Genomic DNA, 15869 nt, shown 5'->3' with positions numbered 1-15869 from the left:
AAGGTAAGTTATTATATTCCTATGCGTTTTATTGTTTCAATTAAAAATCTTTTGGTATTCCTTATTGCATATGACATAGTCACATCCTTAGGACTTATTTCCACTAATTTATCAAAGCCCAAGTCTAAAAGTTCTTCACTGTCAATAATTCTACCAGAGAATAGATAAACAGGCTTATTGTATTTCTTTGCTAGGCATAAGATACCGTAAGGTGTTTTACCAAATTTTGTTTGACTATCTGATCTACCCTCACCAGTAATTACAATATCGGCATCTTGAATCTTTTCTTCTAATTTGCAGATACGGTTTACAATATCTATGCCTTTTTCTAAGTTTGCATCAAAGAACACAACAAAACAAGCACCTAACCCTCCAGCAGCACCAGCACCTTTAAATTCTAAATTTCTTCCTAAAATTTTTTCAAAATGTTTGAAATTATCATCTAGTTTTTTAGCCATACTTTTTGTTGCACCCTTTTGTGGTCCAAAAACAAATGAGGCTCCATTAATACCTGTAAAAGGATTAGTAACATCACTAGCTATTAAAAAATTAGATTCTTTAATTCTTTTATCAAAATGTGTTCTATCTATTTCATATATCTTACATATATCTTTTGCGTGTATGATTTCAGTTTTATCTGTACTGTACATTTTAATCCCTAAAGCACGCAGCATACCTATTCCAGCATCATTAGTGCTACTGCCACCAAGTCCTATTATGAAGTCACGTATTCCTTTGTCTAGAGCATCTAGTATTAATTCTCCAAGACCATATGTAGTGGTGTAAAAAGGATTTCTTTTTTTAACCAATGCTATGCCAGCACAACTAGCAACTTCTATTACAGCAGTTTTTTTATCACCTAAAATACCGTAGGTTGCATAAACCTTATTGTAATTAGGTCCATGCACACTTTTTGTTATATATCTTCCATTAGTTGCATTAACTAAAGTATTTACAGTTCCTTCGCCACCATCAGCCATGGGACAAGTAATTACATCATTAATACAATTTTTTCTAAAAATTTCACAGATTTTTTGTGAACTTAAACAGTTCTTGAATGAATCTGGAGCAATAAGTATTTTCATATTTCACCTCAACTAATTATACCATAATATTTGAACATAATTATATAATATGATACAATCTACTTGAAAAAAATAAATAAAAAATGTAAAATAAAATTGACAGGAGATAACTATGACTGAAGTAGAAATTCAAAAAGAAGTTGAAAGACAATTTAACATTCTAAAAAGAGGTTGTGAAGAATTAATTAATGAAGAAGAGTTTAAGAAAAAACTTGAAAAAAGTATTAGAACAGGTAAAGGATTAAAAGTTAAATTAGGAATAGATCCAACTGGTAGTGACCTACATTTAGGTCATGCTGTACCACTTAGAAAGTTAAAACAATTCCAAGATTTAGGACATGAACCAATATTCTTAATTGGTACATTTACAGCAAGAATAGGAGATCCAACTGGTAAGAGTGAAACAAGAAAAATGCTTACTATGGAACAAATAGAAAAGAATATTGAAACTTATCTAAGCCAAATAGGGAATATATTAGACATACATAAAATGACAGTAATGTATAACCATGAATGGTTAGAATCACTAAGTTTATCAGATTTTTTAAGCTTAATGTCTAAATTTACAGTTTCACAAATGATATCACGTGAAGACTTTGCAAAAAGACTTAAGGAGAATAAGCCTGTATCATTAGTTGAATTCATGTATCCTATACTTCAATCATATGATTCAGTACATTTAGAAGCAGATGTTGAATTAGGTGCTACAGAACAAAAATTCAACATTTTAAAGGGTAGAGACTTATTAAGAGATTTTGGAAAAGAACCACAAGTATGTATGCTAATGCCTATACTAGTAGGTTTAGATGGTGTAGAAAAAATGAGTAAATCACTTAATAACTATATTGGTATAACTGACACACCTAATGATATGTTTGGTAAAATTATGTCTATATCTGATGACTTAATGTACGTTTACTATGAACAATTAACAGAAGTACCTTTAGAAGAAATAGAAAGAATTAAAAAAGAAGTTCATCCTATGGAAGCAAAGAAAAGATTAGGAGAAGAATTAGTTAAGATATATTACTCTAGTGAAGAAGCTAAAAAAGCAAGAGAATATTTTGAAAACTTATTCTCAAAGAAAAATCTTGATATAGAGTTGCCTACAAAAGAAGTTAGTGCTAGTAGCATGGGTATAATAGATCTATTAGTTAAAGAACTTGACTTTTGTAAATCAACAAGTGAAGCAAGAAGACTTATAGAACAAGGTGCTGTTAAAGTAAATGACAATGTTGTTAAGGATAATAAGGCGGTAATAGAAATATCACATGGTATGATAATAAAGGCAGGAAAGAAGAAGATTGTAAGAATCAAAAAGGAGGACTGATGTTTGATTTAAGTCTTAATTTAAATGAAAAAGATTTTAGTGAAATGAGAAGCGATAGTGTTTATGATGTTATTGTAATAGGTGCAGGACCAAGTGCAATATCAGCAGCGATATATTCAATTAGAAAAGGATTAAAAGTTGGAATTATTGCAGATGCTGTAGGGGGTCAAGTAAGTACAACTAATGGTATAGAAAATATTATAGGTACTATTTCTACAACAGGACCAGAATTTGTAAATTCATTAGAAAAACACGCTAAAGAGTATGAAATTCCTTTCTATAAGGGACATTTAGTGAATAAGATTGAAAATGGTAAAATAAAGACAGTTGTAACTGATAATGGTGTAGAATTTAAAACAAAAACCGTAATTATATCAACTGGAGCAAAACATAGAGAACTAAATGTTAAGGGTGAAAGTGAATTTAAAGGTAGAGGTGTTCACTACTGTTCAACTTGTGATGGACCGTTTTACAGAAATCTTGATGTAGTAGTAGCTGGAGGTGGAAATTCAGGTATAGAAGCAGCCATAGACTTATCAAATATTGCAAAATCTGTTACAGTAGTAGAATTTATGCCAGAATTGAAAGCAGATGAAGTTTTACAAGAAAAAGCAAAAGAAAATGAAAAGATAAAGATACTAACTAATACAGCAATAAAGGAAATTAGAGGAGAACAATTTGTAACTAATATATTAGTAACAGATAGAAAAACTAATGAAGATAGAGAGTTAAAAGTAGATGGTGTATTCGTTGAAATAGGACTAAAAGCTAATACAGATAATTTTAAAGACTTAGTTAAGACAAACAAAATAGGTGAAATAGAGATAGATAGTGTTAATAGAACAGACATTGACGGTATATTTGCTGCAGGTGACTGTACTGATGTAGCTTACAAGCAAATAATAATAGCGTTGGGTGAAGGTGCAAAAGCAGCACTATCAGCTTTTAATTATATTATAAACCACTAAAAAGATTCTTCTAGAAATAGAAGAATTTTTTTGTCCCTCGAAATGTCCCTCGAAGTCCCTCGAAAAAATCCTTTATATATTAGCTTTATTACAAATATAAATTTTAGATGTCCCTCGAAATGTCGCTCTAAAAAAGTCTTTATACATTGACTTATCTCTAATTTGTCGCTCTAGATGTCGCTCTAAAAAAAGATTTGACAAAGGTACTTAAATGTGCTATGATAATTTGAAATGAAAAAACTAAGCCAAAGACAGTAGGTGTAAAGGTAAATCCTACCGAGGTGAGTATGATATATTTTTGTATATTTTTACCTCTGGCTTGAGAGGTTTTTTTGCGTATATAGGAGGTGAAAAAGTATGCCAGCACAATATAAAGTAGATGAAGTTAAGAAATTAGTTTCTAAACTAAAAGATGCTAAAGCTGTCGTATTTGTTGATTACAAGGGTATATCTGTTAATGAAGATACAGAATTAAGAAGAATTGCTAGAAATAGTAATGTTGAATACTTTGTAGCAAAAAATAGATTAATACAAATAGCATTAAAAGAAGTTGGAATGGATGCAGACTATGGTACTTTACTAGAAGGAACAACTTCATTTGTAGTTGGATATGAAGATGGTGTAGCTCCATCAAAGACAGTTTACGAATACAGTAAAAAGATCAACAAACTAGAAATTAAAGGTGGTTATGTTGACGGTGGATTAGTAGACAAGGCTATGATAGAAGCATTAGCTAAGTTACCAACAAGAGAAGAATTACTAGCTCAAGTAGCTTACGGATTATTAAGTCCAGTTCGTATGTTAGCAGTTGCATTAACAAACGTAGCTGAACAAAAAAACTAAAATAAATTAAAATAAAATTAGGAGGAAAATTTATGGCATTTAATAAAGAACAATTTATAGAAGATTTAAAGGCAATGTCTGTATTAGAATTAAAAGAAGTAGTAGAAGCAATTGAAGAAACATTTGGAGTATCAGCTCAACCAGTAGCTGTTGCAGCAGCAGGAGCAGCAGGAGCATCAGCTGAAGAAAAGACTGAATTCGATGTAATCTTACAATCAGCAGGAGCTTCAAAGATTAATGTAATTAAAGAAGTAAGAGGAATCACAGGATTAGGTTTAAAAGAAGCAAAAGAATTAGCTGAAACTGCAGGTTCAAAAATTAAAGAAGGTGTTTCTAAGGAAGAAGCTGAAGAAATTAAAGCTAAGTTAGAAGCAGCTGGAGCAACTGTAGAAGTTAAGTAATAATATTAATATATTTAGGCACTCTACGTAAGTAATTGTGTAGAGTGTCTTTTATGCATTTCAATAAAATCAAAAAAATTTCGTTAATTTATATTTTTAAATAATTTTTTTTTAAAAAGCATCTTTTATGGGAGGAAATAATGAGTAAACTGATAGAAAGATACAGTTTCGGTAAAATTAAAGAAAGAGGGCAAATGCCTGGATTTCTTGATTTTCAAATGGATTCTTATGAAGACTTCTTACAAGCAAAGGTTAAACCAGAAGATAGAGAAGTCAAAGGATTGGAAGCCATTTTTAGGGAAATATTTGGTGAAATTTCTCATGGGGATATACAACTAAGATATTCAAGTTATGAAATTCGTGATAATGAAGAACCATTAAATGATGAACTAGAATGTAAAAGAAGAGGTAAAACTTTTTCAGGGTTGTTAAAAGTTAAGTTTAATTTGACAAATAAGGATGGGGAAATACCATCAGAATTTGTGCATTTTGGTGAAATACCATTAATGACTGAACAAGGGTCATTTATTATCAATGGAGCAGAAAGAGTTGTAGTATCACAATTACATAGAGCACCAGGAATAACATTTAATAAAGAAGTAGATATGCAAACAGGTAAGGACTTATTTGTAGGTAAAATAATTCCATATAAAGGTACTTGGTTAGAATTTGAAGTAGACAAGAAAGATATTTTAAATGTAAAAATTGACAGAAGAAAGAAAGTTCCTGCAACAGTCTTCTTAAAAGCTATTGGATTTTTCCATGATAACAATGAAATATTAGATGAATTCTTAGAAAAAAAGACAATAGATTTAAGTGAATGGTATGACTATAATACTGATGAAACACTTAGTGCTATTAAATCAAGAATAGAAGGTTCATTCTCAAGAGAAGATAAGATAGATGGTAATACTGGTGAATTTATTGTAGAAATAGGTCAAAGAATTACTGAAGGTATCATACAAAGCTTAATAGAAGCAAAAGAAAGTTCAATTGATATTTGGGAAGTTAAGCTTGAAGAAATACCTTTAGCAAACTCAATACAAATAGATGATACAGTGGATTCAGATGAAGCAGTAATAGAAATATATAGAAAATTAAGACCAGGAGATCTTGTAACATTAACAAGTGCTAAGCAATTGATAATACCAATGTTTACTAATGTTCAAAGATATGATTTAGCTAATGTTGGTAGATACAAGATAAACAAGAGACTAAAATTATCATTACCTGATACAGATGTAGTCTTAAAGAAAGAAGATGTTGTTGCAACTATTAATTATCTTAAAAAGTTAATTAGAGGTGAAGGAACAACTGATGACATAGATAACTTATCAAATAGACGTGTTAGAGGTGTAGGAGAATTACTTGCTATACAAGTTAAAGGTGGAATGATTAAATTAGCTAAGATGGCTAAGGAAAAAATGACTACTATACAAGATATTAAAGCATTATCAGTACAAAGCCTATTAAACACAAAACCATTAAATGCATTAATATTAGAATTCTTTGGTAGTGGACAATTATCACAATTCATGGACCAATCAAATCCTTTAAGTGAATTGACACATAAAAGAAGAATATCAGCATTAGGTCCTGGAGGTTTATCAAGAGATAGAGCAGGATTCGAAGTTCGTGACGTACACAACTCACACTATGGTAGAATATGTCCAATAGAAACACCAGAAGGTCCTAATATCGGGCTTATAGCCTCATTATCAACATATGGTAAGGTTAATAAGTATGGGTTTATAGAAACACCATATGTTAAGGTTGAAAATGGTGTTGCAGATTTTAATAAGATAGAATACTTAGCAGCTGATGAAGAAGTAGGATTATTCATAGCACAAGCCGATACACCAGTTGATGATAAGGGTAACCTATTAACTAATCCAGTTTGTAGATATGATGATGAAATAGTTACTATAGACAAACATAAGGTTGATTTAATGGACGTTTCTCCACAACAATTAGTGTCTGTTTCTGCAGGATTAATACCATTCTTAGAACACGATGATGCCAACCGTGCGTTAATGGGATCAAATATGCAAAGACAAGCAGTACCGTTACTTAAAACAGAAGCCCCATTAGTAGGAACAGGGCTAGAAAGAAAAGTTGCAATAGACTCTGGAGCTGTAATATGTTCTAAGACTAGTGGAGTTGTAACAGCAGTAGATGCTAAGAAGATAATAGTAACAGATAATGAAGGTAAAGAACACCTATATAGATTATTAAACTTTGAAAAATCAAACCAATCTATGTGCTTACACCAAAAACCTATAGTAGACATAGATGAAAAAGTTGAAAAAGGACAAATATTAGCAGATGGTCCAGCAACTTGTGGTGGAGATTTAGCTTTAGGTAGAAACCTATTAATAGCATTTATACCATGGGAAGGATACAACTATGAAGATGCTATTTTAATCTCAGAAAGATTAAGAAAAGACGATGTTTTAACATCATTACACATAGAAGAATTTGATATAGAATCAAGAACAACAAAATTAGGTGATGAAGAAATTACAAGAGAAATACCTAATGTATCAGAAGAAGCAATAAGAGATCTTGATGAAAACGGAATTATCCGTGTAGGAGCATATGTTAAACCAGATGATATCTTAGTTGGTAAAGTAACACCTAAGGGTGAAACAGAACCACCTGCAGAAGAAAAATTATTAAGAGCAATATTTGGTGATAAGGCAAAAGATGTTAGAGATACATCACTTAGATTACCTCATGGTGTAAAAGGAACTGTAGTAGAAGTTCTAGAATTATCAAAGGAAAATGGTGATGACTTAAAAGCTGGAGTTAACAAATTAATTAGAATATATGTAGCTGAAAAGAGAAAGATAACAGTTGGAGATAAGATATCAGGTAGACACGGTAACAAAGGTATAGTTTCAAGAATATTACCAGTAGAAGATATGCCACACTTAGAAGATGGTACTCCAGTTGATATTTGTTTAAATCCATTAGGGGTTCCATCACGTATGAATATAGGGCAAGTACTAGAAGTACACTTAGGTATGGCTTTAGGTAAATTGAAAAAACACATAGCAACACCAGTATTCGATGGAGCAACAGAAGAAGAAGTAAAAGAAATGCTTGAAAAAGCTGGATTTAATAAGACAGGTAAAGTTAAATTAATAGATGGAAGAACAGGTAAACCATTTGATAGTGAAATAACAGTTGGATATATGTACATATTAAAATTACACCATCTTGTAGAAGATAAAATGCACGCAAGAGCAATAGGACCATATTCATTAGTAACTCAACAACCATTAGGAGGAAAAGCACAATTCGGTGGACAAAGATTAGGAGAAATGGAAGTTTGGGCACTAGAAGCATATGGAGCATCAAATGTATTACAAGAAATGCTAACTGTTAAGTCTGATGATATTAATGGAAGAACAAAGACTTATGAAGCAATTGTAAAAGGTCAACCTATGCCTGAGGCTGATGCACCAGAATCATTCAAAGTACTTATGAAAGAATTCCAATCACTAGGATTAGATATTAATTTATACAGTGCTGATGGTGAAAAGATTGAATTAGACAATAATGTAGATATGTAAGGAGCTTATTGTAGATGAGTATTAAAGATTTTGACAGCATACAAATTAAACTAGCTTCTCCAGAAAAAATTAGAGAATGGTCTTATGGAGAAGTAACTAAGGCTGAAACTATTAACTACAGAACATTAAAACCAGAACCAAATGGACTTTTTTGTGAAAAAATATTTGGACCATCAAAAGATTATGAATGTTCATGTGGGAAGTATAAAAGACTAAAACATAAAGGTATAAAATGTGAAAAATGTGGTGTAGATGTTACAACATCAAAAGTTAGACGTGAAAGAATGGGACACATTGAACTAGCATCACCAGTTGCACATATTTGGTATTCTAAAGGAACACCAAACAAGATGAGCTTATTACTTGGTATTTCTACTAAAGATCTAGAAGCTGTCTTATACCACTCAAAATATATAGTAATTGAAGGGGATGATGAGTACCCAGCAGGTTCAGTAATACAAAGTAGAGAATATGAACTTATTAAAACTCAAAATCGTGAAAATTTTGTTGCTAAAATGGGTGCTGAAGGTGTACAAGACTTACTTAAAAAAATAGATCTAGATGAAGCAGAAGCTAAGTTAGATGAAGAGTTAGAAAGTGTAAATTCAGTACAAAAGAAAAAGAAGATAGTTAAGAGATTAAAGGTAATAAGAGACTTTAAGAATTCAGGAAATAGACCTGAATGGATGATATTAACTGTTTTACCAGTAATGCCAGCTGATTTAAGACCTATGGTTCAATTAGATGGTGGACGTTTTGCAACTTCAGATTTAAATGATCTATATAGACGTGTAATAAATAGAAATGCAAGACTTAAAAAACTATTAGAAATTAATGCACCTGAAACAATGATAAAAAATGAAAAAAGAATGTTACAAGAAGCAGTAGACTGTCTAATAGATAATGGTAGAAGAGGTAAGGCAATATTATCTCAAAATAACAGAGAATTAAAGTCATTATCTTCAATGTTAAAAGGAAAACAAGGAAGATTTAGACAAAACTTACTAGGTAAACGTGTTGACTATTCTGGAAGATCTGTTATAGTCGTAGGACCAAGTCTTAAAATGAATCAATGTGGTTTACCTAAGAAGATGGCTTTAGAACTATACAAGCCATTCTTAATGAGAGAATTAGTAAAAAGAGAATTAGCTTCTAACATTAAGATAGCAAAGAGAATGGTTGAAGAAGAAGATGAATGTGTATGGGAATTAATAGAAGAAATAATTAAGAATCACCCAGTTTTACTAAACAGAGCACCGACTCTACACAGACTATCTATACAAGCATTTGAACCTATCCTTATAGAAGGTAAGGCTATGAGACTACATCCTCTAGTTTGTGCTGCATTTAATGCTGACTTTGATGGTGACCAAATGGCAATACACTTGGTATTATCACCAGAATCACAAATGGAAGCAAAACTATTAATGTTATCAACAAGTAACCTATTATCACCATCAAGTGGTAAGCCTATAGCTGTTCCATCACAAGATATGGTTATGGGATGTTACTATATGACAACAACAAAAAAAGGAGCTAAAGGTGAAGGATTAATGTTCTCTAATAAGAATCAGTTAATAACTGCATATCAAACAGGAAACATTGATACACACGCTGTAGCAAAAGTAAGAATAGATGGAAAATTAGTTGAAACAACTCCAGGAAGAGTTATGTTTACAACAATGTTACCTCCAGAAGTAAGGGATTATGGTGCAACTTATGGTAAAAAACAAATTGCAAAATTAATCGCAATACTATACAAGAAGTATGGAGCACAAAAAACATCAGAATTATTAGATAAGATTAAGGCATTTGGTTACCACTACGGAACATTAGCAGGGGTAACAGTCAGTGTTGAAGATCTAGAAATACCAGCAACAAAGAAGGGTCTATTAGAAAAAGCAGACAAGCAAGTTCTAGAAGTAGATGAAGAATATAGACAAGGTAAGATAATAAATGACGAAAGATACAGAAGAACTGTTGAAATTTGGTCAGATGTTACAGAAAAAGTTACAAAGGATATGATGGATAACCTTGATGAATTTAATCCAGTATACATGATGGCAACTTCAGGAGCCAGAGGTAGTATCGCACAAATGCGTCAACTAGCAGGTATGCGTGGACTAATGGCAGATACACAAGGAAGAATCATGGAAAAACCTATAAAAGTAAACTTTAGAGAAGGACTTAGTGTATTAGACTTCTTCATGTCATCACACGGAGCTAGAAAAGGAGCTTCAGATAGAGCCTTGAGAACTGCCGATTCAGGATACTTAACAAGAAGACTAGTTGATATTTCACATGAAGTAATAATCAAGAAAGATGATTGTGGATGTCATGGTGAAGGACTATTAGTATCTAGTTTAGTTGATTCAGGTGAAGTAATCGAACCATTAGCAGAAAGAATATATGGTAGAAGATTAGCACAAGACTTAGTTCATGACGGAGTAGTTGTTGCTAAGTACAATACTATGGTTACAGATGAATTAAATGAAAAGATTAAAGAACTTGGTATTACAGAAGTTATGGTAAGAAGTCCATTAACATGTAAATTAGAAAATAAAGGGGTATGTAGAAAATGTTATGGTATAGACTTATCTAACCATAAAGAAATTCTAAAAGGTGAAGCAGTAGGGGTTATTGCAGCGCAATCAATAGGAGAACCTGGTACCCAACTTACAATGCGTACTTTCCATACAGGAGGGGTAGCACAAGCAGCTGCTGTTCAATCAAGCTATAAGGCAATTGACGGTGGTAAGATTAAATATGTAGACCTAGAATTGATTACTGATGAAAATGGTCGTGAAATTGTTGCAACACAAACAGCTAAGGCAATAGTAGGAAAACATAAATATGAAATACCTAGTGGATCAACATTAATGTTTAAAAATGGTGAAAGAGTTAAGAAGGGTGAAGTAATAGTAGAATTCGACCCATTCCAAACACCAATAATCTCAACTAAGGCAGGTAGAATTTCATATAGAGATATATATATAAAGGAAAATGTAGATATTAAGTATAACGTTATAGAAAAATTAGCAATTAAGCCTAGTGAAAATAACGAAATAAACCCAAGAGCTATTATCTACGATGAAAAGACAAATAAGAAGTTAGCAGAATATAGTATTCCATATGGGGCATATATAATGCACAGTGAAAAGGAACATGTAAATTCAGGAGAAATAATTGCAAAAATAGTAAAAACTGCTGAAGGTACAAAGGATATTACAGGTGGTCTTCCAAGAGTACAAGAATTATTTGAAGCAAGAAATCCAAAAGGTAAAGCTCTATTATCAGATGTTGCAGGTAGAGTAATACTAAAAGAAGATATGAATAATAAGAAGGGGGCACGTACTGTAATAATAACTGATCCAGAAACTGGTGAAGAAATTAAACAATATGTGATCCAAGGTGGAGAACGTTTAGTTGTTACAAACGAAATGTTAATAGAAAAAGGAGCTAAAATTACTGATGGTCCTATATCACCACATGATATGTTAAGAGTTAAAGGTGAAGTTGCTGCACAACAATTTATACTAGAAGCTGTTCAAGGTGTATATAGAGGACAAGGAGTTACAGTTAACGATAAGCATATAGAAATTATTGTTAAACAAATGTTCCAAAAAGTTAGAATACTTGAATCTGGTTCAACTTTATTCTTAGAAGAAGAATTAGTTGATAAGAAGTTAATTGAAAATATTAACAGAAAGAAGATAGAAGAAGGTAAACAACCTGCTAAATATGAACCTATTATACAAGGTATAACTAAAGCAGCTGTTAATACAGAAAGCTTTATCTCTGCATCTTCATTCCAAGAAACAACAAAAGTATTAGCTAATGCAGCTATAGAAGGTAAAGTTGATAGATTAGAAGGACTTAAAGAAAATGTAATAATTGGTAAGAAGATACCAGGAGGAACAGGATTTAAGGACTATAACGATTTAAAAGTAGAAGAATTAGAAGAAATATCAGAGGATGAAATATAGGCGGTCAATAGAAATATTGACTGCCACTTTAGGAGTTATTGTGAAAGGTAGATTATTTGTAGTTTCAGGACCTTCAGGGTCTGGAAAGTCAACAATCACAAAAAAGGTAAGGGATATGTTAAATATTCCTTTATCAATTTCTGCAACTAGTAGAAAACCACGACTTGGTGAAGTTGATGGTCGTGATTATTATTTCCTAACCAAAGAAGAATTTGAAGAAAAAATTAAGAATAACGAATTTTTCGAATATGCACTTGTGCATGGGAACTATTATGGAACTTTAGAAAAAGTTGTAGAAGATAACTTAAATAAGGGACATAATATTATACTTGAAATAGATGTACAAGGTGGCATACAGGCTAAGAAGAGAAAACAAGATGCAGTTTTAATTTTTTGCAGAACAGAAAACGAAGAAGTTTTAGAAAAAAGACTTAGAAATCGTAAGACTGATAGTGAAGAAATTATAGAATTAAGATTAAAAAATGCTAAAAAAGAATTGTCATATGAGAAAGAGTATGACTATGTGATAGTTAATAAGAAATTAGATGATGCGATAAAGCAATTGATAGATATTATAAAGGAAGAATCATATGAAAAAGCATAAAATAACAGTAGATGAATTAGTAAATAAGTTTCCAAATAAATATGAATTAGCAATAGCATGTGGTAAGTTAGCACGTATTAAATTACAAAATGGCGTTGCAAAGTCAAAAGTAATGGATATAGTTTTTGAAGAAGTAATGGAAGATAAAATAAAAATAGAAGAAAATTAAGATTTTTCATTGACAAACGCAAATATCAAATTATACTATAGCATGAGGTAATGTAGATGTTAAAAGAGTCAGATAAGCAGTTATTGTTATCTAAAATTGATATTGTAGAATTAATATCGGAATATGTGGACTTGAAAAAGTCTGGTGCAGGATTTAAAGGTTTATCACCATTTAAGAGTGAAAACACACCATCATTTATGGTTAGTCCTAGTAAAAAAATATTTAAAGATTTTAGTTCGAATATAGGTGGCGATGCTATAAAGTTCTATATGTTAATAAATAATTTAACATACTTAGAAGCAGTAGATGAGTTAGCTAGAAAATACAATGTCAATATTAACATTACTAGTGAGAAGAGATATAACGTAAAATACTATAACCTACTATCAGAAATATCAAAGATATATCAAGAAAATCTATTAGCTTCAAAAGAAGCACTAGAATATTTAAAAAATAGGGGATATAGTCTTAATGATATTAAGGAATATAGGCTTGGTTATGCACTAGATAAATGGGATAGTATATATACAAAGTATGAAAATGATGACGCAGTAAAAGATTTACTAGAACTTGGTATTGTTTCACATTCGGAAAATAGATATTATGATACATTTAAGAACCGTATAATGATACCCATTCTAAATGTAAAGGGAGATATTATAGGTTTTGGTGGAAGAGATATTTCATCTAATCCTAATGTAGCTAAATATCTAAATTCTAAAGAATCAAAGATATTTAAGAAAAGCTTTGAGCTTTTTGGGGTCTTTGATGGTGGAAAGAAGATAAAAGAATACAACTCATGCATACTTGTAGAAGGATATTTTGATGTTCTAGCATTACATAAGAATAATATAAAGAATGTTGTTGCAAGTCTTGGTACAGCATTAACAGAAAAACAAGCAGAATATATACGTAAGTTTACAAATAATATAGTAATTGCGTATGACAATGACAGTGCAGGACTTGAAGCTAAAAAAAGGGCTATACATATTTTGAATAAATTTGAATTTAACATTAAGGTTATGGATTATTCTAATTTAGGAAAAGACCCAGATGAAATTTTACATAAATATGGTAAAAATGATTTCGTGGATATCCTTAGTAAGTCCAAAGATGCGTTTGATTTTTTATTCGAATATTACTTGAAAGAAAAAGATATATCCAAACTTGGTACTAAAATGCAAGTAATAGGCGATATGAAGCCGTATTTTTCATCATTAAAGAATATGATATATTATGATGAATTTGTAGATAGATTTTCAAAAAGACTTAATATATCAAAAGAGGCACTAAAATCAAATTTAGGTAAAATTGCTGTTAGTAATAATCTTGTATCGATAAAGAAACCAAAAGAAAGTAATTTAAAAATCAGTAAAAAAGCAAGATTAGAAGAACTAACAATACTGTATTTATTATACGACAAAACAAAGTATAGCTTATTCAACGCATTTTCATTTGAAAATATCTATTATGAAAGTATAATAGATAAGGGGTTTGATAGCTCTAAATTTTCAGAAGAAGAAAAAGAAATTGTTTTTCACTTAAAAACAAAGTATACTGATATTAGTAAGATAGATTACATCTTACTATACAAAGAATGGGTTTTAGATTATATCAAAAATTCAAGAGAAATGATATTAGATTATTACAACGGATATGAAAATATGAATGATGAAGACTACGCTAAATATATGTCTTTTGTAAGCCAAGTTAAAGAAATAGAAAAAAGCGTGGATTTACCAAAAATTAAAGAAGTATATATCAATTATATGGAATATGAAAAGGGGAAATTACATGCTACAAAAGGAGAAGAAAACAAATAGTTTAAAAGAAGATATATCAAAAATATTGAAAGAAGCACGTGATAAAAAAGAAATAAGCAAAAATATGATAGAAAATCTTCTTGAAAATAGAATATCGAATGAAAAAATAGTCCAAATAGTTGAAAAATTACGAAATGAAGGTATTACTATTATAGAAGACGTAGATTCTGAAGTTCCATATGAAAAACTAGATGATGCTGAAGTACAAAAGATGTTAAATGATGACATCATGAAGATAGCAGAATATATGGATGTAGATGAACCTATAAAAATGTATCTTCGTGAAATAGGACAAATACCCCTTTTAACACACGAGGAAGAAATAAGTCTTGCACAAAAAGTTGTTGAAGGTGATATGCAAGCCAAACAAAAGTTGATAGAATCTAACTTGAGATTGGTTGTAAGTATTGCTAAAAAACATACTAATAGAGGACTTAAGTTACTTGATTTGATACAAGAAGGGAATATGGGCCTAATGAAGGCAGTTGAAAAATTTGAATATGAAAAAGGATTTAAATTTTCAACTTATGCAACATGGTGGATAAGACAAGCTATAACAAGAGCGATAGCAGATCAAGGAAGAACTATTAGAATACCAGTGCATATGATAGAAACAATAAATAAGATAAAAAAGGAAAGTAGAATAATACTACAAGAAACAGGTAGAGAACCTACTCCAGATGAATTATCTAAGAAATTAGGTATTCCTATGGACAAGGTTAAAAGTATATTAGAAATGAATCAAGATCCTATTTCACTTGAAACACCAGTTGGTAGTGAAGAAGATAGTGAATTAGGAGATTTTGTTGAGGATGATAAATTCTTGAACCCATATGATGCTACATCAAGAGTGCTTTTAAGAGAAAAACTAGAAAGTATATTAAAAGAAGCACTAAATGAAAGGGAAGAACAAGTTCTTCGTCATAGATTTGGACTTGATGATGGAGCTCCTAAGACTCTAGAAGAAGTTGGTAAAATCTTCAATGTAACAAGGGAAAGAATTAGACAAATTGAAGTTAAGGCAATTAATAAGTTGAAAAGTAAAAAATATACAAGTAATTTAGAAAATTACAGAAAATAGG

At 30.9% G+C, this 15869-nt stretch carries 11 protein-coding genes and 1 other annotated feature; of the genes, 10 read left to right on the top strand and 1 reads right to left on the bottom strand.

Going from position 1 to position 15869, the window contains the following annotated elements; translation table 11 throughout:
• Positions 1–11: 11 nt before the first annotated feature.
• Complete coding sequence (locus IMK15_RS01925; RefSeq protein ID WP_192941684.1) at positions 12–1085, bottom strand: glycerate kinase; 1074 nt, start codon at positions 1083–1085, stop codon at positions 12–14.
• A gap of 112 nt (positions 1086–1197) precedes the next feature.
• Here IMK15_RS01925 and tyrS point away from each other — a divergent pair, with 112 nt between their 5' ends.
• The 10 genes from tyrS to rpoD all read left to right on the top strand — a co-directional run bounded on the left by tyrS (position 1198) and on the right by rpoD (position 15868).
• The gene (gene tyrS, locus IMK15_RS01920) at positions 1198–2415 is read left to right on the top strand and encodes a tyrosine--tRNA ligase (RefSeq protein WP_192941683.1); all 1218 of its coding nucleotides are present in this window, start codon (positions 1198–1200) and stop codon (positions 2413–2415) included.
• Positions 2415–3383 (top strand): FAD-dependent oxidoreductase, encoded by a 969-nt coding sequence (locus IMK15_RS01915; protein WP_192941682.1) that lies wholly within the window; start codon positions 2415–2417, stop codon positions 3381–3383. Before tyrS ends, IMK15_RS01915 begins: the two co-directional genes overlap by 1 nt.
• A gap of 227 nt (positions 3384–3610) precedes the next feature.
• Positions 3611–3725 (top strand) — a sequence feature (ribosomal protein L10 leader region).
• A gap of 15 nt (positions 3726–3740) precedes the next feature.
• The gene (rplJ, locus tag IMK15_RS01910; RefSeq protein WP_046329082.1) at positions 3741–4226 is read left to right on the top strand and encodes a 50S ribosomal protein L10; all 486 of its coding nucleotides are present in this window, start codon (positions 3741–3743) and stop codon (positions 4224–4226) included.
• 32 nt (positions 4227–4258) lie between these two features.
• The gene (rplL, locus tag IMK15_RS01905; protein WP_192941681.1) at positions 4259–4627 is read left to right on the top strand and encodes a 50S ribosomal protein L7/L12; all 369 of its coding nucleotides are present in this window, start codon (positions 4259–4261) and stop codon (positions 4625–4627) included.
• Between the two features lie 140 nt (positions 4628–4767).
• Positions 4768–8205 carry a DNA-directed RNA polymerase subunit beta gene (gene rpoB, locus IMK15_RS01900; protein ID WP_192941680.1) on the top strand — a complete coding sequence of 1146 codons (3438 nt, stop codon included), beginning with the start codon at positions 4768–4770 and terminating at the stop codon, positions 8203–8205.
• Positions 8206–8219: 14 nt separating this feature from the next.
• Positions 8220–12191, top strand: a complete 3972-nt coding sequence (gene rpoC / locus IMK15_RS01895) for a DNA-directed RNA polymerase subunit beta' (RefSeq protein ID WP_192941679.1) — start codon at positions 8220–8222, stop codon at positions 12189–12191.
• 37 nt (positions 12192–12228) lie between these two features.
• On the top strand, positions 12229–12795 hold the full coding sequence (gmk, locus tag IMK15_RS01890; RefSeq protein WP_192941728.1) for a guanylate kinase: 567 nt from the start codon (positions 12229–12231) through the stop codon (positions 12793–12795).
• A complete protein-coding gene (locus tag IMK15_RS01885; protein ID WP_046329077.1) occupies positions 12782–12964 on the top strand; it encodes a DNA-directed RNA polymerase subunit omega in 183 nt (60 codons plus the stop codon). The genes gmk and IMK15_RS01885 overlap by 14 nt, the downstream gene beginning before the upstream one ends.
• 56 nt (positions 12965–13020) lie before the next feature.
• A complete protein-coding gene (dnaG, locus tag IMK15_RS01880) occupies positions 13021–14787 on the top strand; it encodes a DNA primase (protein ID WP_192941678.1) in 1767 nt (588 codons plus the stop codon).
• Entirely contained in the window at positions 14759–15868 is a 1110-nt protein-coding gene (rpoD, locus tag IMK15_RS01875) for an RNA polymerase sigma factor RpoD (RefSeq protein ID WP_046329075.1), read from the top strand. Before dnaG ends, rpoD begins: the two co-directional genes overlap by 29 nt.
• Position 15869: the final 1 nt, after the last annotated feature.

This window comes from Sneathia sp. DSM 16631 (assembly GCF_014892235.1).
Classification (GTDB): Bacteria; Fusobacteriota; Fusobacteriia; order Fusobacteriales; family Leptotrichiaceae; genus Sneathia; species Sneathia vaginalis.
The sequence above is the reverse complement of the archived record's forward strand: the minus strand, read 5'-3'. Positions and strand labels throughout refer to the sequence as shown.

Coding starts and splice junctions, on each gene's coding strand:
- dnaG (WP_192941678.1), top strand. CDS start 13,021: ATGTTAAAAGAGTCAGATAAGCAGTTATTGTTATCTAAAATTGATATT.
- IMK15_RS01925 (WP_192941684.1), bottom strand. CDS start 1,085: ATGAAAATACTTATTGCTCCAGATTCATTCAAGAACTGTTTAAGTTCA.
- rplJ (WP_046329082.1), top strand. CDS start 3,741: ATGCCAGCACAATATAAAGTAGATGAAGTTAAGAAATTAGTTTCTAAA.
- IMK15_RS01885 (WP_046329077.1), top strand. CDS start 12,782: ATGAAAAAGCATAAAATAACAGTAGATGAATTAGTAAATAAGTTTCCA.
- IMK15_RS01915 (WP_192941682.1), top strand. CDS start 2,415: ATGTTTGATTTAAGTCTTAATTTAAATGAAAAAGATTTTAGTGAAATG.
- rpoB (WP_192941680.1), top strand. CDS start 4,768: ATGAGTAAACTGATAGAAAGATACAGTTTCGGTAAAATTAAAGAAAGA.
- rpoC (WP_192941679.1), top strand. CDS start 8,220: ATGAGTATTAAAGATTTTGACAGCATACAAATTAAACTAGCTTCTCCA.
- tyrS (WP_192941683.1), top strand. CDS start 1,198: ATGACTGAAGTAGAAATTCAAAAAGAAGTTGAAAGACAATTTAACATT.
- rpoD (WP_046329075.1), top strand. CDS start 14,759: ATGCTACAAAAGGAGAAGAAAACAAATAGTTTAAAAGAAGATATATCA.
- rplL (WP_192941681.1), top strand. CDS start 4,259: ATGGCATTTAATAAAGAACAATTTATAGAAGATTTAAAGGCAATGTCT.